General features: G+C 70.9%; 24 protein-coding genes and 1 tRNA gene. 13 read left to right on the top strand and 12 right to left on the bottom strand.

The genetic code is table 11. The features are described 5' to 3' along the window. The coding region (locus VM840_05645) for a hypothetical protein (GenBank protein HVL81060.1) at window positions 1-729 on the top strand (729 nt) is incomplete at its 5' end. Window positions 730-1002: 273 nt separating this feature from the next. On the opposite strand, the gene VM840_05650 is transcribed toward VM840_05645, so the two are convergent. The 3 genes from VM840_05650 to VM840_05660 all read right to left on the bottom strand — a co-directional run bounded on the left by VM840_05650 (window position 1003) and on the right by VM840_05660 (window position 3023). Continuing rightward, on the bottom strand, window positions 1003-1155 hold the full coding sequence (locus tag VM840_05650) for a DUF5679 domain-containing protein (GenBank protein HVL81061.1): 153 nt from the start codon (window positions 1153-1155) through the stop codon (window positions 1003-1005). 132 nt (window positions 1156-1287) lie between these two features. Further along, window positions 1288-2061 (bottom strand): enoyl-CoA hydratase-related protein, encoded by a 774-nt coding sequence (locus VM840_05655; protein ID HVL81062.1) that lies wholly within the window; start codon window positions 2059-2061, stop codon window positions 1288-1290. Continuing rightward, a complete protein-coding gene (locus tag VM840_05660; protein ID HVL81063.1) occupies window positions 2058-3023 on the bottom strand; it encodes a hydroxymethylglutaryl-CoA lyase in 966 nt (321 codons plus the stop codon). Before VM840_05660 ends, VM840_05655 begins: the two co-directional genes overlap by 4 nt. Before the next feature lie 149 nt (window positions 3024-3172). Between VM840_05660 and VM840_05665 the strand changes: the two genes are divergently transcribed. From VM840_05665 to mnhG, 8 genes are read left to right on the top strand one after another with little or no spacing between them, the layout of a single operon-like run. Then, on the top strand, window positions 3173-4321 hold the full coding sequence (locus VM840_05665) for an AI-2E family transporter (protein HVL81064.1): 1149 nt from the start codon (window positions 3173-3175) through the stop codon (window positions 4319-4321). After that, a complete protein-coding gene (mbhE, locus tag VM840_05670; protein HVL81065.1) occupies window positions 4318-6642 on the top strand; it encodes a hydrogen gas-evolving membrane-bound hydrogenase subunit E in 2325 nt (774 codons plus the stop codon). Before VM840_05665 ends, mbhE begins: the two co-directional genes overlap by 4 nt. Further along, window positions 6639-7040: an MnhB domain-containing protein gene (locus tag VM840_05675; GenBank protein ID HVL81066.1), complete on the top strand. Its 402-nt coding sequence runs from the start codon at window positions 6639-6641 to the stop codon at window positions 7038-7040. Before mbhE ends, VM840_05675 begins: the two co-directional genes overlap by 4 nt. Continuing rightward, window positions 7037-7354 (top strand): NADH-quinone oxidoreductase subunit K, encoded by a 318-nt coding sequence (locus VM840_05680; GenBank protein ID HVL81067.1) that lies wholly within the window; start codon window positions 7037-7039, stop codon window positions 7352-7354. Before VM840_05675 ends, VM840_05680 begins: the two co-directional genes overlap by 4 nt. Further along, complete coding sequence (locus VM840_05685; GenBank protein ID HVL81068.1) at window positions 7351-8859, top strand: monovalent cation/H+ antiporter subunit D family protein; 1509 nt, start codon at window positions 7351-7353, stop codon at window positions 8857-8859. The genes VM840_05680 and VM840_05685 overlap by 4 nt, the downstream gene beginning before the upstream one ends. Further along, window positions 8856-9194, top strand: coding sequence for a Na+/H+ antiporter subunit E (locus tag VM840_05690; protein HVL81069.1), 339 nt, complete (start codon window positions 8856-8858; stop codon window positions 9192-9194). Before VM840_05685 ends, VM840_05690 begins: the two co-directional genes overlap by 4 nt. Beyond that, the gene (locus tag VM840_05695) at window positions 9191-9463 is read left to right on the top strand and encodes a monovalent cation/H+ antiporter complex subunit F (protein ID HVL81070.1); all 273 of its coding nucleotides are present in this window, start codon (window positions 9191-9193) and stop codon (window positions 9461-9463) included. The genes VM840_05690 and VM840_05695 overlap by 4 nt, the downstream gene beginning before the upstream one ends. Next, window positions 9460-9813: a monovalent cation/H(+) antiporter subunit G gene (gene mnhG, locus VM840_05700; protein ID HVL81071.1), complete on the top strand. Its 354-nt coding sequence runs from the start codon at window positions 9460-9462 to the stop codon at window positions 9811-9813. Before VM840_05695 ends, mnhG begins: the two co-directional genes overlap by 4 nt. Here the strand turns inward: mnhG and VM840_05705 are convergent. The 7 genes from VM840_05705 to VM840_05735 form a co-directional block, all read right to left on the bottom strand. Beyond that, window positions 9810-11720 (bottom strand): biotin carboxylase N-terminal domain-containing protein, encoded by a 1911-nt coding sequence (locus VM840_05705; GenBank protein ID HVL81072.1) that lies wholly within the window; start codon window positions 11718-11720, stop codon window positions 9810-9812. The genes mnhG and VM840_05705 overlap by 4 nt on opposite strands. A 10-nt stretch (window positions 11721-11730) precedes the next feature. Beyond that, entirely contained in the window at window positions 11731-12549 is an 819-nt protein-coding gene (locus VM840_05710; protein HVL81073.1) for a PfkB family carbohydrate kinase, read from the bottom strand. 1 nt (window position 12550) lies between these two features. After that, on the bottom strand, window positions 12551-14062 hold the full coding sequence (locus VM840_05715; GenBank protein HVL81074.1) for a carboxyl transferase domain-containing protein: 1512 nt from the start codon (window positions 14060-14062) through the stop codon (window positions 12551-12553). Between the two features lie 100 nt (window positions 14063-14162). After that, window positions 14163-14942, bottom strand: a complete 780-nt coding sequence (locus VM840_05720; GenBank protein ID HVL81075.1) for a crotonase/enoyl-CoA hydratase family protein — start codon at window positions 14940-14942, stop codon at window positions 14163-14165. Further along, entirely contained in the window at window positions 14906-15721 is an 816-nt protein-coding gene (locus VM840_05725; GenBank protein HVL81076.1) for an alpha/beta hydrolase, read from the bottom strand. Before VM840_05725 ends, VM840_05720 begins: the two co-directional genes overlap by 37 nt. Before the next feature lie 65 nt (window positions 15722-15786). Further along, the gene (locus VM840_05730; protein ID HVL81077.1) at window positions 15787-15948 is read right to left on the bottom strand and encodes a hypothetical protein; all 162 of its coding nucleotides are present in this window, start codon (window positions 15946-15948) and stop codon (window positions 15787-15789) included. Between the two features lie 56 nt (window positions 15949-16004). Continuing rightward, complete coding sequence (locus VM840_05735; protein HVL81078.1) at window positions 16005-16775, bottom strand: lysophospholipase; 771 nt, start codon at window positions 16773-16775, stop codon at window positions 16005-16007. Window positions 16776-16866: 91 nt separating this feature from the next. On the opposite strand from VM840_05735, the gene VM840_05740 reads away from it, so the two are divergent. After that, window positions 16867-16940 (top strand) — tRNA-Val (locus VM840_05740). A 317-nt stretch (window positions 16941-17257) separates the two neighbouring features. On the opposite strand, the gene VM840_05745 is transcribed toward VM840_05740, so the two are convergent. Both VM840_05745 and VM840_05750 read right to left on the bottom strand, forming a co-directional pair. Beyond that, window positions 17258-17458: a type II toxin-antitoxin system HicA family toxin gene (locus VM840_05745; GenBank protein ID HVL81079.1), complete on the bottom strand. Its 201-nt coding sequence runs from the start codon at window positions 17456-17458 to the stop codon at window positions 17258-17260. Beyond that, complete coding sequence (locus VM840_05750) at window positions 17455-18066, bottom strand: hypothetical protein (protein HVL81080.1); 612 nt, start codon at window positions 18064-18066, stop codon at window positions 17455-17457. The genes VM840_05745 and VM840_05750 overlap by 4 nt, the downstream gene beginning before the upstream one ends. A gap of 387 nt (window positions 18067-18453) precedes the next feature. Between VM840_05750 and VM840_05755 the strand changes: the two genes are divergently transcribed. From VM840_05755 to VM840_05765, 3 genes are all read left to right on the top strand, one after another. After that, window positions 18454-18687 (top strand): hypothetical protein, encoded by a 234-nt coding sequence (locus tag VM840_05755; protein ID HVL81081.1) that lies wholly within the window; start codon window positions 18454-18456, stop codon window positions 18685-18687. 107 nt (window positions 18688-18794) lie between these two features. Further along, the gene (locus tag VM840_05760) at window positions 18795-19325 is read left to right on the top strand and encodes a BrxE family protein (GenBank protein ID HVL81082.1); all 531 of its coding nucleotides are present in this window, start codon (window positions 18795-18797) and stop codon (window positions 19323-19325) included. Beyond that, the coding region (locus VM840_05765) for a BrxA family protein (protein ID HVL81083.1) at window positions 19322-19537 on the top strand (216 nt) is incomplete at its 3' end. The genes VM840_05760 and VM840_05765, both read left to right, overlap by 4 nt.

Below are 19537 nucleotides of genomic sequence, written 5' to 3' on the forward strand. Positions count from 1 at the left end.
GTCGAGGGGGTGCGGGCGGAGGACAACCGGGTCCACGGCATCGCCTTCCTCGGCGGGGCTCGTCGGGGACGGGTCCGCTCCACCTACGTCACGGGAGCCGGAGAGGCCGGCATAGCGGTGAAGAACTGCTCGTCCTGCGACGTCTCCCTCGACCGGGTGACCGCGGTCGCCAACACGGCGGGCTACTGGGGGACGAACGCGGGGGCCGTCACGATCACCCGATCGCGCTTCGAGCGCAACAGGGCCGGTGTGATCGTGGCCACGTCGGTGGCCGAGGCGTCCGCCCCGCAGGCCGGCACCCACCTGTGGGGCAGCACCATCGCGGACAACAACGACCGGACGGTCACCCGCCGGGGAGCCGCCGCCACGCTCGACGTCCCCCGCGGCGTCGGCGTCTGGATAGCCGGAGGCTGGTTCGACGTGGTCGAGGCCAACACCGTGTCCGGACACGACCGCTACGCGATCGTCGCCTCCTGGCACGGGACCCCGGCGATGGCGAACCGGATCGTCCGGAACACGGTCCACACGTCGGGAGCGGCCGACCTGGCCTGGGACGGGATCGGCGCCGGCACCTGCTTCGGCGGCAACGCCGGGCCCGACGGGGGGGAGCCGACGAGCGTCCCGCCCCAGATCCAGGCCGTATACGACTGCGCGCTGCCCGCGACCGTGGGGGTGCCGGTCCCGACCGTCACCACCGAACTGCTCCTGGCCTCGGCCACCCGGTCCTGACCCGGCGCGGGAGCCGCGTTCCCGAGCCCGGCCCTGCAGCCTCCCCTCGTGCCGGGTGGCCTCGCGCCCGTCCCCCGGTGGTGGCGCTCGCGCCGGCGATGGCGGTGCAACCGACACCGCCCGACGCCCCCTCCGGCTCCCGGTGTCACTCCCGCGGCCCCGGGCGGCCTGAGTGACACCAGCGACGTCGGCGGGCCGAATCGCGGCCCGGGCACCTAAAGGCAGGCGCCCGGCGCGCTTCGCGCGCCGGGCGCCGGGAACGTCGGGAGAGCGCTACGCGCTCTTCGGCAGCATGCGGGTCATCTTCGTCCCGCAGTTGGGGCACTTGCCCTGGGCGGCCCGGGAGCCGTTCGCCAGCTCCTTCACCTCGCCCTCGAACTCGCGCTTCTCACGGCACTTCACGCAGTAGCCCTGATACGACGCCATGGGGTACTCCTTTCGTGTCGGGGGGTCTCCGGCTATCTTCCCCCGCCACGGGCGCGACATGCCGTAACTCAAGCGCGTGTATGCACGCAGCGCGTTCGAATCCCCACCGTGCGCGTCGAACGCTGCGGGTTCCTAGCGCTGCGGTGCCCAGGAGGGCGGTCGCTTCTCGAAGAAGGCCACCACGCCCTCCTGGCCCTCCTCCCCCACCCGGGCCTCCGAGATCGCCTGCACGGTCAGCTCGCGGACGTCCTCGGGCTGCCTGCCGACCACCTGCTCGAGGAGACGACGCGTCTCCCGCAAGGCACCGGGGGCGGCGGCCAGGAACGCCTCGACGTACTCCTCGACGGTCGCGTCCAGCTCCTCGGGAGGGACGACGCGGTGGACGAGCCCCGCCTCGTACGCCCGGTCGGCGTCGAACCGCTCCGCGGTGAGGAACATGGAGCGGGCGAACGCGTAGCCCACCTTGCGCACGACGAAGGGCGAGATCACCGCGGGCACCAGCCCCAGGCGCACCTCCGTGAAGGCGAAGACCGTGTCCTCGGCCGCCACGGCCACGTCGCAGCAGGCGACCAGTCCGGTCGCGCCCGCCATCGCGGCTCCGTGCACCCGTCCGACGACGGGGACCGGGCACTCGTCCAGCGCCTCGAACATCGTCCTCAGGCGGGTCGAGTCGGCGCGGTTCTCGTCCAGCGAGTAACCCGCCATGCCCCGCATCCAGTTGAGATCGGCTCCCGCGCAGAACACCTTCCCCTCGCCGGACAGCACGAGGACCCGGACGGACGGGTCCAGATCGCGGACCGTGTCCGTGACGGCGGCTATCAGCTCGTCGTTGAAGGCGTTGCGCACGTCCGGACGGTTCAGGGCCAGCCGCGCCACCCCGCGCTCGTCGGTCGAGAACGAGATCATGTCTCGTCGGACGGGTCGGTGACCGCCCGTGCGACGCGACCGGGGAGCGGTCGACCCAGCAGGCGACAGACATCCGCCGCCGCCCGCGCCGTGGCGTGCAGGTCGACACCGGTCTCGACGCCGAGCCCGTCCAGCATCCAGACGAGGTCCTCGGTGGCCAGGTTGCCGGTGGCGCTCCGAGCGAAAGGGCACCCGCCGAGCCCGCCGGCCGACGTGTCCACGGTCGTCACGTCGCACTCGAGGGCAGCGAGGACGTTGGCGAGCCCCTGTCCGTACGTGTCGTGGAAGTGGACGGCGAGCGCCCGGGACGGGATCCCCTCGTCCACGAACGCCTCGATGAGGTCCTGGACGGCTCCCGGCGTCCCGACGCCGATCGTGTCCCCCAGCGAGAGCTCCACGCAGCCGAGTTCGAGCAGCCGTATCCCGGCGTCGACCACGACGGCTGGGCTCACGTTCCCTTCCCACGGGTCGCCGAGGACCATGGACAGGTATCCGCGCACCCGGACGCCCGCCTCGGCGGCCGCCTCGCAGACCGGACGGAACATCTCGATGGCCTCCTCACGGGAGCGGCCCAGGTTGCGCTGCGAGAAGGACTCCGTGGCGGACGCGAACACGGCGATCTCGTCGGCTCCCACCTCCAGGGCTCGTTCGAGGCCCCGCAGGTTCGGCACGAGGACCGGGTAGCGGACGCCATCCCGGCGCTTCAGCGTCTCCAGCACCTCGGCGGCGTCCGCCAACTGCGGGACCCGCTCCGGGTTGACGAACGACGTCGCCTCGACCACCCGCAGCCCTGCGTCGCTCAGCGCCTCGATGAACCGGATCTTCGCCTGTGCCTCGAGAGGGGTCGGCTCGTTCTGCAGGCCGTCGCGGGGCCCGACCTCGACCACGGTGACCCGGTCGGGGAGCCGGGTCCGGACGGGCGCCTGCCCGTCGTCGGCCGTCCGCGAGCGGCGGCCACCCATGGAGGGACGGGCTCCCGCTCGGTCCCTCCCGGGGGGTCTGTCGAACGGGCTCGGCATCCACACCCTTTCGTCGAGGCAGGCACCCGAATGATACGGCTACCCGTCCGGCCGTCGTGACTAGACTTGGCTACCCGTATGACCTCGTCGCGATGAGCTACCGTCCGCCGCTCGGGCTCTCCCGGGCCGGTCACGCCGTGCTCCGCGCCGGCGTGGTGGCGTGGTCGCTCGTCGGGCTGGCCCTGGTCACCGTGGGTCTGTGGCGGATCATGGGACGCCTGCGTCCGGCGGTCATCGTGCTGGCCGTCGCCATCCTCATCGTGCTGCTGCTGGAGCCGGCCGTCACCCGCCTGACCCGTTTGCGGTTGCCGCGGTGGGGCGCGGCGCTCATCGTCTACGTGGCGATCCTCCTCCCCCTGGGACTCGCCCTCTACTGGCTCGGAGCGCTGCTCTTCTCGCAGCTCCGGGGACTCGTCGACCGTGGGCCCGAGATCGTCTCTGGCTTCGGGACGTTCGCCGACGACGTGTGGGCGCGTCTGGACGCGGCCGGGCTCCCGATGCCTGCGCCGGACCCCGAGACCTGGATGCTCGAGCACCGCGAGGAGATCATCGACCGGGTGATCTCGGTCGCCACCGCCGCGAAATCCCTCCCGACCCTGCTCCTCGCGGCCGTGGCCGGACCCATCGTCGCCTTCTACATCCTCGTCGAGCTCCCGCGCATCCGCTCGGGTTTCGTCCACGTGCTCCCGCTGCACAGGCGGGAGGGCGTGATGGACACGTTCCGGATCGTCGGCCGCTCCGTGGGCGCCTTCTTCCGCGGGCAGCTGATGATCGCCACCGCCGTCGGTGTGCTCTCGACGATCGGCCTGACGCTGCTCGGCGTCCGCTTCGCGGTGTTGATCGGGGCGATCGCGGGCATCTCCAACCTCGTGCCGCTCTTCGGTCCGATCGTCGGGTCCGTCCCGGGGGTGCTGGTCGCCTTCGGTGACGGCGGGTTCTGGCTCGCCCTCTGGGTGATCCTGTTGTTCGTGGGGGTCCAGCAGCTGGAGAGCCATGTGCTGTCCCCGCTCATCCTCGGCGCCTCCATGCAGCTGCGCCCGGTCGCCGTGGTGATCGGGATGCTCGCGGGAGCGGCGGCCGCCGGTCTGCTGGGGATGATCCTCGCCGTCCCCGTCATGGCCTCCGCCTCAGCCCTCTACGCCAGGTTCGGCCCCGGACGGGTGCCCGACCCTGAGGAGCTCCCTGCCGAAGAGATCGTCGAGGACCCTCCGCCCGAGCCCGCAACTCCGGACCCGCAGTGACCGGCGCCGCACTGCCCGCCGTCCTGGGCGGCCTGGTTGGCCTCGCCCTCCTGGCCCTCCCGTTGACGCGATGGCTCGGGCGCAACGCGGGGTTCGTCCTCGCCGGGGGGTACGCGGCCGCGGCGGCCGCCATAGGCACGCTGGGGGCGCGGGTGCTCGAGGGCGGGTTCGTGGGTTGGAGCACGGCCTGGCTCCCGGACCTCGGCCCCCGCCTGACCCTGCGCCTCGACGGGCTATCCCTCGTGTTCGCGATGCTGATCCTCGTCGTCGGCTCCCTCGTCATGGCGTACACGGCGCGCTACGCGCGCCGCGGGACGGCCCCGGCCGGCCTCTACTCGCTCCTGACCCTGTTCGCCGCGTCGATGCTCGGACTCGTGCTCGCCGGCGACGCGCTGCTGATGTTCGTCTGCTGGGAGGCGACGTCGATCACCTCGTTCTTCCTGATCGGCGGGAAGGGCGAGGGGAAGGCAGCCAAGGGAGCGGTCCGCGCCTTCATCGTCACCGCTATGGGTGGCCTCGCCCTCATGGCGGGGCTGATCCTGCTCTCGGTGACGGTCCGGTCGTGGGACCTGGCCGAGATGATGTCCGATCCCGAGGCCGTGAAGGCGGCGGGGACGTTCACGCCGGCGCTCCTGCTAGTCCTGCTCGCTGCCTTCACGAAGTCGGCGCAGGTCCCGTTCCACTTCTGGCTGCCCGGAGCGATGGTGGCGCCCACCCCGGTGAGCACCTACCTGCACGCGGCGACGATGGTGAAGGCCGGGATCTACGTGCTCGCCCGCTTCACCCCTCTGTTCGCAGGGGAGCCGGCCTGGTTCTACACGGTCACGCTCGTCGGTCTCGTCACGGCGGTGACCGGAGCCGCCTTCGCGCTCTCCCAGTACGACCTGAAGTCGCTCCTCGCCTACTCGACGGTCAGCCAGCTCGGGCTCCTCGTGGCTCTGGTCGGCGTCGGGACGTACCGCTCGATCGCTGCGATGTCCCTCCATCTGGTGGCGCACGCGGCCTACAAGGCCTCCCTGTTCATGGTCGTCGGGATCATCGACACGGAGGCTGGGAGCCGGGACATCCGCACCCTCTCCGGTCTCGGGAGGGCCATGCCCCTGGTCGCCTTCACCACCGCCCTGGCGGCGGTGTCCATGGCCGGTTTCCCGCCGCTCCTCGGCTTCGTCAGCAAGGAGGAGGCGTTCGACTCCTTCCTCCAGGCTCCCGGATGGATGGGCCCGTTGGCGGCCGCGCTCGCCGTCAGCGCCTCGATCATGACGTTCGGGTACGGCGCGCGCATCTTCGAGGGAGCGTTCGGCGGACCGCTCACCCAACCCCTGTTCGCCCCGCAGCGCTCGTTCGTGGCCCCGGCCGTCGTGTGCTCGCTCGCCGGGCTCGCCTTCGGCCTGGGGGTCGTCGCGTTCGACCCGCTCGGGAACGCGGTCGTCCGCGGGGCGTTCGGCGAAGGGGACGTCCACTTCGCGCTCTGGCACGGGTTCACGCCCGCGCTCGCCCTCACCGCCGTGACGATCGCCTCCGGGACGGTCCTCTACCTGATCCGGGGACGCGTCGACCGTGTGGTCCACCGCGTCCACCCGCCGCTGCGCGGGACGACCGCCTTCGACGCCCTGTACGACGCGACCATCGCCGTCGGACGTGTCGTGGGACAGCCCTTCGTGTCGCGGGTCCCGGCGCGACACCTGGTCTGGGTGATGGCGACGACGGCCGCCGCCGGGCTCGGCGCGTGGGCGGTGTTCGGCGAGGTCTCCCCGGTGCCCGCGCCGGCCCCCCGGGTCCAGGACTGGTACATCGCCGGTCTGCTCCTCATGGCCGCTCTCGGCGCGGCCCTGTCTCCCGTCCGCCTGGGAGCCGTGGCGGTGCTCGGGATCGGCGGCTTCGTCGTCGCGCTCCTGTACGTCGTCCTCGGCGCGCCCGACCTCGCGCTCACCCAGTTGCTCATCGAGACCCTCACCGTCGTCCTCGTCGTGCTGGTCTTCCGCCGTCTCGGACCGAGGTTCCAGCCGGTGCCGGCCTGGAGGCGCGTCGGCGCCGGCGTCGTCGCGATAGCCGCCGGGACGCTCGCGGCCGTCGCCACCTACACCCTCACCGGCCACCGCGGGCTCTCCGATGTCGGTGCCTACTACCTCGAGGCGGCCCCCGAGGAGGCCGGGGGGTACAACGTCGTCAACACGATCCTCGTCGACTTCCGGGCGCTGGACACGCTGGGCGAGGTAGCGGTCCTGGCCATCGCCGCCGTGGGGGTCTTCTCGCTGGTCCGGGTGGCGCGACGGTCGCCGGAGGCGGTCCAGACCGCCGAGGGAGCGGAGGAGGAGAGATGAGCACGCCGATCCTGCGCTGGACGGCGCGAGCCCTCACCCCGGTGATCGTCGTGGTGTCCCTCTACTTCCTGCTGCGCGGACACAACTCCCCCGGCGGCGGGTTCATCGCCGCGCTCGTGGCCGGGTCGGCCGTCGTCCTGCAGTACCTCGCCCACGGGCTGGACGGCGTCCGCAGGTTCATACCGGTGCGCTTCGCGACCCTCCTGTCGCTCGGACTGGTCATCGCCGTCGTATCCGGGCTCGTCCCCCTCGCGTTCGGCGGAGCCTTCCTGGAGCAGACCACCTTCGACATCGGGGACCTGCACCTGTCCTCGTCGCTCGCGTTCGACATCGGCGTCTACCTCGTGGTGCTGTCGGTCGTCGTGGTCATCGTCCGGTACCTGGGGGAGCGGCCGTGAGCGGCGCCGTCATCGTCGGGATCCTGGTCGCATCGGGGACCTACCTGATCCTCCAGCGCGGCCTCGTCCGGATCACGCTCGGGTTCGTCCTGCTCGGTCACGCCGTCAACATCCTCCTGCTCGTGTCGGGAGGCATCGGGCGCCGGGGCGCCCCCCTCGTGGGAGCCTCCGACCCCACCTCGGTGGCGGACCCGCTCCCCCAGGCGTTCGCACTGACCGCGATCGTGATCGGGTTCGCGGTCACCGCCTTCCTGCTGGCCCTCGCGTTCCGCAGCAGCCAGGTCCTGGGGGACGACGACACGGAGGGACCGTGAGCCGCCTCCTACCGGTCACGATCGCGCTCCCCCTGCTGTCGACGGCGCTGACGTTCGTGGGGGGGCGCCCCCTGCGACGGACCCTCTCGTTCGCCACGTCGGGGGCCGTGCTCCTGTTCGGCATCTGGCTCGTGGCGGCGACCAGGGACGGGACGGTCCTGGCCACCCAGGTCGGCGGGTGGCCCGCCCCCTATGCGATACCGCTGGCCGTCGACGCCTTGTCGGCGTTGATGCTGACCGTGAGCGCGTTCATGGTCCTGCTGTGCACGACGTTCGCGGTGTCACGGGGCGAGGACGAGCACCCGCTGTTCCACTCCGTCCTGCTCGGCCTGAGCGCAGGCCTCTACGGCTCCTTCGCGACCGCGGACCTCTTCAACCTCTTCGTGTGCTTCGAGATCATGTTGATCTCGTCGTACGTGCTCATCGTCCTCGGGGGGACCGCCGAGCAGGTGCGCGCGGGCGCCGTCTACGTGACCACCAACATGCTGGCCTCGTTCGTCCTCCTGACCGGGGTGGCTCTCCTGTACGGCGAGGCGGGTTCGGTCAACATCGCCGAGCTCGCGTCGGCCACCCGGTCGACCGGGAGCGTCGCCGTCGCGGCCGGGCTCTTGCTCGCCGCCTTCGCGGTCAAGGCCGCCCTGGTCCCCGTCCACGGCTGGCTCCCGTACTCCTATCCCGCCGCGTCGCCGGCGGTGGCCGCCCTCTTCTCCGGCCTGCTCACCAAGGTCGGCCTCTACGCCATCTACCGCGTCTACGCGACGGTCTTCGCCGGTGAACCCGCCTACCGCACACCCCTGCTCGTGGCGGCCGCACTCTCGATGGTCTTCGGCGTCTTCGGTGCGGTCGGACGCGACGGCATGCGTGAGATCCTCTCCTTCCACATCGTCAGTCAGGTCGGGTACATCCTGGCCGGTGTCGGACTGTTCGGACCGCTAGGGCTCGCGGCGGGGATCTTCTACATGCTTCACCACGTCATCGTGAAGACCGGGCTCTTCCTCACCGCGGGCGCCGTCGAGACGCTCCACGGGACGGGTCTGCTCAGCGAGCTGGGTGGCCTGGCCAGGCGGCGGCCCCTGCTCGCGTCGGCGTTCATGGCGTGCGCGCTGTCGCTGGCCGGGCTCCCGCCCTTCTCCGGGTTCTTCGGCAAGCTCGCCCTCGTGCAGGCCGCGTTCAGCCTCCGAGAGCACTGGATCGCGGCCGTGATGGTCGTGGTGAGCCTCTTCACCCTCCTCTCCATGATCAAGATCTGGACGGGCGTGTTCTGGGGAGAGGACCGCGAACCAGCCCCGATAGCCGGGGGAGCACCGGAGGCGGAGCACGGTTTCGCCACCGGCGGTCGGCGGTCGACGGCCGGGCCGGCGGCCGTGATGGCCCCCGCACTCGTATGCGCGACGAGCACCATCCTCATCGGGCTCGCGGCGGCCGGGCTCTATGCGTTGTCGCTGTCCGCCGCCGAGGCACTCGTTGACACCACGGCCTACGTCGAGGCGGTGCTGGGGCGATGACCCTCCTCCGGCTCCCGATCCGGCTCGTGAAGGCCGTTCCCTTCCTGGTCTGGTTCCTCTGGGAGCTGATCGTCGCCAACGCGATGGTCGCGTGGGAGGTCCTCACTCCCACGCACTACATGCGGCCGGGCATCATCCGGTGTCCGGTGAGCGGCAACGACACGGAGGTGACCCTGCTGGCGAACCTGATCTCCCTCACGCCGGGGACGATCTCGCTCGAGATCGCTGCGGACCGGTCGGCGATCTTCGTGCACGCCCTGCATCTCAGGACCCCGGACCACCTCCGGGAGACGGTCGCGAACTACGAACGAAGGCTCCTGTGGGTGCTGCGATGACGACCGTGGACGTCACCCTCCTGGTCCTCTGCTTCTCGTTCGTGCTGAGCCTGATCAGGGCCGCCCTCGGCCCTACCCTGGCCGACCGGGCGGTGGCGACCGACGTCTGCCTGTTCTGCGTCGTCGGGGCGCTCGCCCTTTTCGGGGTCCGCTCCGGCTCGGCCGTCTACGTGGACACGATGCTCGTCGCGACCCTTCTGGGGTTCATCGCGACCGTCTCCCTGGCCAGGCTGCTGCGCCGGCGGCGTCCGGACGAGGAGGAGGGATGACGGTCGTCGGTGACGTGATGATCGGGCTCGGCGGGCTGCTCATGGTCCTGGCCGGCCTCGGCATCCTCCGGCTCCCGGACGTCTTCTCACGCATGCACGCGGGGACGAAGGCGGCGAGCCTCGGGCTCGCGCTGATCCTCGGAGGCTCCGCGCTGCACATGCAGCAGCTCCCGGCCGTCGTGAAGCTGCTCGCCGCGCTCGTCTTCCAGTTCGTGACCTCGCCGGTGGCCGCGCACGTGATCGGCCGGGGGGCCTACGTCTCCGGGATCCCCCTCTGGGAGGGGACGCTCGTCGACGAGCTCGCCGGCCTCGACCCGGAGGACCCGTCCTCGCCGGAGCCTTCCGACTAGGAGGTCTCCAGGTCGATCAGCGCCTGGCCGCGGTCGACCTGGTCGCCCGGGGCGCACAGGATCTGCGTGACGACCCCGTCCGCCGGCGCGGTGACGGCGTGCTCCATCTTCATCGCCTCCACGACGACGAGCTCCTGCCCCTTCACGACGGCGTCGCCAGCCGCGACGCGCACGGCGATCACCTGGCCCGGCATGGGGGCTCCCAGGTGGGCGGCCCCGTGCTCCTCGACCCGCCGGGGCGCGATGCCGACGGGGACCTCTACCTGGGTGCCGGTCCAGACGAGCCAGCGGTCGGTCTCCCGCAGGGCGAAGGCGGGCCGTCCGTCGACCGTCCAGCCGGCGTCGGTCCGGTCGACGGTCCGTCCCTCGACCTCGTACGGACCGGTCCCGGCGACGCGGGCCGTCCGTTCCGTGCCGTCCGGTCGCAGCACGATCCGCACGGGAGCCGCTCCTGCGACGCGCCACGGTCCCGCGGCGGCCCATGGGTCGGAGGTCCGGCGTCCGAGCAACCCCTCGGCCTCCGCGGCTGCGGCGACGGCGACGGCGCGCTCGACCGTCTCACCGGGGGGCTCCCACGTCGGGTGGGCCGTCTCCAGCCAAGAGGTGGTCACGCGTCCGGCCACCACGTCGGGCTCGTCGGCGACCGCGCGCAGGAACCCGATATTCGTCCGGACGCCGAGCACGGCGGTGGCGTCGAGGGCGGTCCGCATCTCCTCGATCGCGCTCGGCCGGTCCGGTGCGTGGACGATCACCTTCGCGACCATGGGGTCGTAGTGCCTGGACACCTCGACCCCTTCATCGACGCCGGTGTCCACACGCGCGTTGGACGGCCACCGTACGGACACGATCCGTCCCGCCTGTGGGAGCCAGGAGTCGGACGGATCCTCCGCGTACAGACGCACCTCGATCGCGTGCCCGGAGAACGTGACGTCCTCCTGGGACAACGGGAGCCGCTCCCCGAGCGCCACGCTCAGCTGGAGCTCGACGAGATCGAGCCCGGTGACGGCCTCGGTGACCGGGTGCTCGACCTGCAGCCGCGCGTTCGTCTCGATGAACCCGACCGCCCCGTCCGATCCGACGAGGAACTCACACGTCCCGGCGTTGACGTAGCCGGCGTGGCGGGCCAGGGCGACCGCCGACGAACAGAGGCGCTCCCGCAGGACCGGATCGACGGCCGGGGACGGAGACTCCTCCCACACCTTCTGGTGGCGGCGCTGCATCGAGCAGTCGCGCTCTCCGAGGTGGACCACGCCGCCGTGGGCATCGGCGAGGATCTGGACCTCCACGTGGCGGGGATCGGGCACGTAGCGCTCCAGGATCATCCGGTCGTCGCCGAAGGCAGCGAGCGCCACGCGACGCGCCGTGACCAGGGCGGGCCCGAGCTCGTCGGGATCGTGGACGACCGTCATGCCCTTCCCGCCGCCACCCGCGGCCGCCTTCACGATCACCGGGAACCCCACGTCGGCCGCCGCCTTAGCGAACGCCTCGTCGGACTGGTCGTCGCCCGAGTAGCCGTCCAGGATCGGGACGCCCGCCTCCGCGGCCAGCTGCTTCGCGCGTGCCTTGTCCCCCATGGCGCGCAGCACATCCGGCGGCGGCCCGACGAAGGTCAAACCGGCGTCCAGGCAGGCCTGGGCGAGGTCGGGGTTCTCCGACAGGAACCCGTACCCCGGGTGCACGAGCTCGGCTCCCGTGCGCCGCGCCGCCTCCACCACCCGGTCGATCCGCAGGTAGGACTCGGAGGCGGGGGGAGGTCCGATCGCGACCGCCTCGTCGGCAGCCAGGACGTGCGGAGCGTGAGCGTCCGCCTCGCTGTGGACCGCGACGCATCTCATCCCCATCCGGTGGGCCGTCCGGAAGATGCGGACGGCGATCTCACCGCGGTTCGCGACGAGCAACGTGGTCATGGCCGCAATCCTATCCGGGGCGGGTGAGCTGTCCCTCGTAGGGACCGCGGCCCGTGATGCACGCCGCGCCAGCGCGCGCGGCGAGCGCGAGGGCGTCCTCGGCGGCGAGTCCGGCCGCCAGCGCGTAGGTGAGCGCTCCCACGAAGCTGTCCCCGCCGCCGTAGGTGTCCACGATCGGCCCCGGCAACGCGGCGGGTGCGTACCGTCCCCACCGGCCGCCCGCCTCGTATCGCCCCCCGTCCCGGCCCTCCGTCCGGACGACCAGCCTCGACTGGAACGAGCCCGGCTCCCACGGCTCGGACGGGTCGCTCGCGCTCCCGCAGACCGCCTCGCACCCGGGGTCGACGCGGGCGAGGCGCTCGTGCTCGCGCAGGGTCGCCACGAGCACCCGGGCCCGGCGTGCGGCGCGGAGCGCGTCGTCGTCGCCGGCGCAGAAGTAGACGGCGTCGGTCTGGGCCAGGTCGTCCCACGGGAGCGGGTCGGACGCACGGGGACCCAGGCGCGACCCGATCACGACGATCGTCCGCTCCCCGGTCGCGTCGATCAGCGTGAACGCGCGCCGCTGTGGTTCCGCACGGAAGGTGGCGTGTACGCGGAGCCCGAGCCGCTCCAGCTCGACGAGGGACCGGTGCCCGAGCTCGTCGTCGCCCAGGGCCGTGTAAAGGTCGCATCCGCCGGCCAGCCTCGCCAGCTGCACGGCCGCGACCGGACCTCCCCCCGCCGGGAGGTCCAGCACGTCTTTCGCGTGCAGGATCTCGCCGGGAGCGGGGAACCGGTCGACGGGGGCGAACGTCACCCACTCCACGTGGCCGACGACCGCTACGCGCACGTTACATCCGGAAGACGCCGTAGCGGGGCTCGGCGATCGGCGCGTTGTATGCCGCCGAGATACCGAGCCCGAGGACCGTGCGCGTGTCGAGCGGGTCGATCACCCCGTCGTCCCACAGCCGTGCCGTCGAGTAGAGCGGGTGACCCTGCGTCTCGTACTGGTCGCGGATCGGCTGCTTGAACGACTCGTCGTCGGGGTCGCCGCGCACGATCGCGAGCACGGTCGCCGCCTGCTCGCCCCCCATCACCGAGATGCGGGCGTTGGGCCACATCCACAACAGCCGCGGCTCGTAGGCCCGACCGTTCATCGCGTAGTTGCCGGCGCCGAAGCTGCCGCCGACGATCACCGTGAACTTGGGGACGACCGCGCAGGACACGGCCGTGACCATCTTCGCGCCGTCCTTCGCGATGCCGCCCGACTCGTAGGCGCGTCCGACCATGAACCCCGTGATGTTCTGCAGGAAGACGAGCGGGATCCGGCGCTGGTCGCAGAGCTCGATGAAATGCGCCCCCTTCAGTGCCGACTCCGAGAACAGGATGCCGTTGTTCGCCACGATCCCGACGGGGAACCCCCAGATGTGGGCGAACCCGCAGACGAGCGTCTCGCCGTAGAGAGCCTTGAACTCCTGGAAACGCGAACCGTCGACGATCCGCGCGATCACCTCGCGCACGTCGTAGGGCACCCGCGTGTCCGCGGGGACGATGTCATAGATCTCGCGTGGGTCGTACTTCGGCTCCTCCGGTTCGCGCATCCCGGGCGGGAGGTCCTTGCGGCGGTTCAGACCGGACACGATGTCCCGGACGATCTGTAGCGCGTGCGCGTCGTCCAGCGCGTAGTGGTCGACGACCCCGGACGTGCGGGCGTGGACGTCCGCCCCGCCGAGCTCCTCGGCCGTCACCTCTTCGCCCGTGGCCGCCTTCACGAGCGGTGGACCGCCCAGGTAGATCGTCCCCTGCTCCCGGACGATCACCGACTCGTCGGACATCGCCGGGACGTAGGCGCCCCCCGCCGTGCACATCCCCAGGACGGCCGCGACCTGCGGGATCCCGAGGGCGGACATCGTCGCCTGGTTGTAGAAGATCCGGCCGAAATGGTCGCGGTCGGGGAAGACCTCGTCCTGCATGGGGAGGAATGCGCCGCCCGAGTCGACCAGGTAGACGCAGGGGAGTCGGTTCTGCAGGGCTACCTCCTGCGCGCGCAGGTGCTTGCGCACGGTCAACGGGAAGTACGTGCCTCCCTTGACCGTGGCGTCGTTGCACACGATCACGCACTCGGTGCCCTCGATGCGGCCGATGCCGCAGATGATCCCGGCTCCCGGGGCCTGCCCGTCGTACATGCCGTGCGCGGCGAGCGGCGAGAGCTCCAAGAAAGGGGTGCCGGGGTCGAGGAGGCGCTCGACCCGCTCCCGAGGGAGGAGCTTGCCCCGGGAGACGTGTCTCTCCCGCGCCTTCTCCGGACCTCCGAGCGCCGCCGCGGCGAGGTGCTCCTTCAGCTCGGAGACCGCGCCCTCCATCGCCGCCCGGTTGGCGCGAGCGGCCGCCGAGGTGGGGTCGAGCTGGGTGCGGAGGACGGGGCTCATCCGGCCCATCCTAGTGCGCCGGTCTCGCCGGACGTCACGGTCGCGGTGGAGGCGGACGGTCTCCCGTCCGGTACCTCTCCAGCCCCTCGGAGAGCTCGGGCGCGGTCAGCGTCGCCTCGCCGCGCGCCGCCTCCGCCTCCGGTCCGTCCCCCGCCAGCGCAGAGGCCCGGTCCGCTACGAGCGACGCCTGCGGGTACCCGGCGATCCGCTCGGCCAGCTCCAGCGCGCGGTCCAGCGCTGCCCCCTGCGGCACGACCTCCTGGACGAGCCCCATCCGCAGCGCGCTCGCCGCATCTATCACGGCTCCAGTCTCGATCAGGTACAGGGCGTTGCCCAGGCCGACGATCCGTGGGAGGCGCTGGGTCCCCCCGTCTATCAGCGGCACCCCCCAGCGCCGGTTGACCACCCCGAAGGTCGCGGTCTCGTCGGCGATCCGGACGTCGCACCAGCAGGCCAGCTCGAGGCCGCCGGCGAGGCAGTGTCCGGACACCGCGGCGATGGTCGGCTTGGAGACCTCGATGCGTGAGATGCCCATCGGTCCGGACGAGGCGGCCCCGGGCCGGGCGGTCAGTCCGTCCGCCGCCTTCAGGTCGGCTCCCGAGCAGAAGGCGCGTCCGCCGGCGCCGGTGAGGACCAGGACGCGCTGTCCGTCGTCCGCGTCGAAGGCGCGAACGGCGTCCTCGAGGGCCTGGGCGGTGGGGGCGTCCACGCAGTTGTGGACCTGGGGGCGGTCGATCGTCACGACCAACACCCGGTCGCGGCGCTCGACCCGGACCGTCACGACGCCGGCTTCGCCGTCCGGTCCCGCTCCCACACCTCGTCCAGGAACGGTTGCAGGTGGGAGACGAGCCGCTCGGGATGCACCCGGTACTCGAGGATCGACGAGGCGCTGACGAAGCGGGCGTCCGGGAGCCGGTCGGCCAGGTGGCGCGCATCGGCCAGCACGTGCAGCGGGTCCCGCCGGTGGCCGATGACGAGAGCGGGCATCGTGAGCCGGGACAGGTCCGCCTCGTCGGGGAGCTCGTCGGACAGGAGCCCCCTGATCACGGCGACCGCGGACAGCGGGTCCAGACCGAGAACATCGCGGAAGGCCGCCGCCTCCGGGAGGCTGCGCGGCACCGGCATCCGTCTCACGAGAGGGGAGGACGCGCGCAGCACCGGGCCTCCCGCGTGCAGGACACCCGCCAGCCCCGTGAACAACCGCTCGGCGAACCCGCGCGCCCGCCACAGGACCGGCATCTCCACGACGAGCCCCGCGAACCGGGCGGGGTGGTCCAGAGCGGTCGAGAGGGTGACGTTGGCACCGAGGGACAACCCCCCGACCACTGCCTTCTCCAGTCCGAGGTGGTCCATCACAGCCACCACGTCCGACCCGAAGCCCGCCCAGGTGTACAGGGATGCGTCGTCCGGGCGCTCGCTCAAGCCGTGCCCGCGCATGTCCAGGAGGATGACCCGGTGACCGTCGAGCCTCCGGCGCAGCCGGACGAACATGCGCGAGGACCACAGCAGGCCATGCAGCAGGATCAGGGGAGGGCCGCCGCCTCGCTCGACGTAGTGCAGGCGCAAGCCGTCGGGATGGTCGAAGTACGGCACGGCGAGAAGTTACCAGGAACGCGTGATCGGGGGCCGTGCGGCCCCCGATCCCGGTCGGACTCCCTCTAGAGGGAGCAGCAGCGCAGCTCGAGGAGCTCGTCCAGCGACGGCGTCTCCTCGGCCGTCCAGTCGCCGATGACGAGCAGCTCCTCGGCCGCGGTGTCCTGCGACATCACGGGCACAGGGAAGCTCGTGGCCTCCTCGTGGATCATCTCGTTGGTGTTCACCCTTCACCCCTCTCCGGTGGCCGATCCGATGAAGGACCCCCGGAGGGGCCGCGAGGTTACGCGGGTGCGCGGTCCGGGAGCCGCTCGTCCAGCCAGGCCACGATGTCCGCGATCACCTGGTCTCGCTCGGGCTCGTTCAGCACCTCGTGGTAGAGGCCGTCGTAGCCCTTGAAGGTCTTGTCGGTGATGACGAGCTGGGTGTGGACGTTCTGCGCTCCCGCCATATCGGTGACCGTGTCCTCGGTCCCGTGAACGAGAAGGACGGGCACCGTGATCAGGGGGACCGCGTCGGACGCGCGCCCCAGCGCCTCCGCAGCGAGCATCGTGAGCTCCATCGTGACCCGGTCGTAGAAGACCAGGTCGTCGTTGCGGTAGGCCTCCACGATCTCGGGGTCACGCGAGATGGCCTCGGGCGGGATCGGACCGCCGGACGTGAGGGAGTCGAGGACCGCCTGTCCCGGCACGAGCGCGGTCCCCGACAGGATCAGCCCGTCCAGGATCCCCGCGGGGGTCTTGGCGACGGCGGGCAGGGAGACGAGGGTGCCCATCGAGTGGGCCAGCAGGAAGAGCGCGGGATAGGAGGGGCGGAGCCGCACGCAGAGGTCGGTCACGTCCTGGGAGATGGCGTCGACGTCGGTGCCCATGTCCCCCGGGAACCCGGGCGACCGTCCGTGCCCCCGCAGGTCCAGGGCGTGCGCGGCGTACCCTGCCTCGTTGAGCTTACGGGCCACGTACTCGTAGCGACCCGAGTGCTCGGCCAGCCCGTGAACGATGACCACGCAGGCCTTGGGATCGTCGACCGGCCAGCTGCGCTCGTGAAGGTTCATCGGCTCCTCCTGTAGGGTGACCCGTATCGAACCACGCGCCGCCCCGGCCACGCACCCGGGGCGGGGTGACACGGTAGAATCACCGTCCTGAGGGCCCTTAGCTCAGGTGGCCAGAGCGCTTGCTCGACACGCAAGAGGTCGCAGGTTCAAGTCCTGCAGGGCCCACGCTGGCGGTTCGTTCCGCCAACTCGCCGCATACGACCGATTTGGCTGGTGAGGAGCTCGGACGTGGAGAAATGGTGGGACGCCGCCTCCCTCGACGACTACGACCGGCAGACCGAAGACTGGGTAGGAATCGTAAACCGCCTTCCCCCAGTCCGGACGGAGGACGGGAGCCCCCCGACGAGGGAGCAACTTCGGTTCTGGTACTTGCAGCTTCAACCGAAGCAACGCTGGGCGTACTCGGTGTACAGAGAGACAAGCGCCGAGGTCGACGTCCGCCCCTAAGTCGAGTGATCGATCAGCCAAACGGCCGTGCTCTCTCACGATCCCCGCTCTATGGCGGAGACCCCGAGTTGCTTGCATATCTCCGCCGCCGTCGTGCGGGGGATGTCCGTGTGTCGGGGGACGGAGGAGCGCTTGTCGGTTTCCATGTTCCGCCAGATGTCGTGCCTGCCTCCATGACGGACGAGCTCACATCCGGATGCCCTCAGGTGTGCCCCGAGGTCGCGACGCTTCGTCACGAGGCCTTCGCCCCCCGCTTGACGCCCCGCGGCCCAAACGGCGGCATGAGGGTGTACCGGCGTTCCTCCGTATACCCCTGCGCGGACAGAGGCGCTGGCTTCAAGCGCTTCTCGACGTAAAGGAGGTCGTGCTTCCGAAGCCAGCGTAGACCTCGGGCGGCGGTGTCCGCGGACACGCCGTACCAGTCGGGCGCGCGGTCGTACGGCAGTATGAAGGCGTCCGGAAGGCTCAGACCGACAAGGAGGACTGCCTTCGCGGAGAGGGGCATGCGCCGGTTCCAGCCTTGGGGCGCAAGCCAAAAGTCGAACGGGACCCTGAAGTACGGCCGGCCGTCCGCTCCGGGATGTGTGTACGGCTCCCCCGAACCGTCCTCGCGGAGTAGGAACACACGCGTCAGCCGACCATGTCGTTCGCGCCGAATCAGCTTCGCGTGCTCAAGTCGTCGCCAGGCTTTGGACACCGCAGAGGGCGCGTTCGTTAGGTGCAGCGTCCTCGTCCATACAGCCGCGGGGAGCGTGACATCCCATGGCTCCTTCGAGCAGATCGCGAGGACAAGCAGATAGAGATCCAGGGCCCGATCGTCACGGCGGCGAACGATGCCGGCCAAGGGGCCGGGTTGAGTACTGCCGCCCGCAGTTCCTTCCTGCACGAATGCGCGACTAACCGGGACGGACTTGCTCCGCCGGCCAGAGCGCCGGAGGAGCGCCTCCACCGTGTCCTGGGGTGTCGGCACTGGCTTCGTCATGATGGCTAGTATGCCACCGAAGGACGGCAACCGTGCCAGCTCGGACGTGCCCCGGGTTGGCGTCTGAGCTTACCCTATATGATTACCATCGAACACCCATTCCAGTGCCACGTCGCACACCCATCCCAGTGCCAACCGGCCGACTGGCCGCGTACCCGCCACACGCGTGCCTGGCCAGCCCACACTTTCAGACCTGACCTGCACCCGAACGTAGTCCCGATAGCCGGCTGCGCACCGTATCCTGAACTCATGGAGCGACGAACCAGCCTGACCGCGGTCTTCGATGTGGTCGAGAACGGTTGGATCCAGGCGCAGATCCGTGAAATCCCTGGAGTCATCACAGCTGCGCCGACACAGGAGGAGGCCGAAGAGATGCTCCTGGACGCCCTCCACGAATACCTGCTGTCCTTCGGACCCACGAAGGCGGAGGCCCGGCCGCGGGCCGGCGATTCTCGCAAGATCGTCGTGACCACGTCCACATAGGCTCCGATCCACTCGCTGCGCTGCACGCAAGTCGTCTCAGTCTCCACCGTGTCTGGAGCCACGTCTCCCATGAGTCAGGGCGCGCCGACGCTCGGTACCATCCCAAGGTGGACGAGAACATCGAGATTGAGTGGGCCGTCCTCGTCTTGGCCGTCGCCCGGCTCGGCGAGGTCGGATTCCAGGGTTGGTCGGGCAGTCATGGGCTCGGCCAGGCCGGTCGATACGTCCTGGAGCGTGCGCTTCCGCGCACCTGGAAGGCTGCCGGGCTCGAACTCGACCTGATCGCGGCTGCCCGGCGGCACGACGAGGCCCTCCCTCGGCCCACGGCTCTCCACCTGTTCTCTGACCGACTCCCGTTCCGGGCCACCGCATCGGCCTGGATCTCGGAGCGGAAGACGGCGCCGTCCAAGCTGCTCGACCAAATCGCCAGCTGGGACCTGGATTCGCTCGCCGCCGAGGTGATGAACCGCGCCGGGTCCCCACTGGGCGGCGAGATGCTGGGCGGTGCTCGCCGTCTCGGGCAACTCAGCCCCGCGGACCTCGAAGACCGGGAGAAGCTCACCTCGGCGTCCACGCAGATGGCGGCGAGTTATCTCGCCGGCAATGGCTTCGCGCCCGCGTACTTCGACCTGACGTGACCGTACTGAATTCGAACATCCAGAAGGGGGGAGCACTAATCGACGACTCGCGGCGGCTGGTGTCGGTGTGGGATCCGGCGGGATCGGCGGACGAGAATCGCGAGCGGATCGTCGCCGAGAACCTGCTCGGGAAGCCCTCGCGAGCGCGCACCGAGGACGTCCTGCGGCGGATCCTCGGCCCCCGCTTCATCGAGCCCGGCCCCCACGTCATC

Source organism: Actinomycetota bacterium (assembly GCA_035540895.1).
Taxonomy (GTDB): domain Bacteria; phylum Actinomycetota; class JAICYB01; order JAICYB01; family JAICYB01; genus DATLFR01.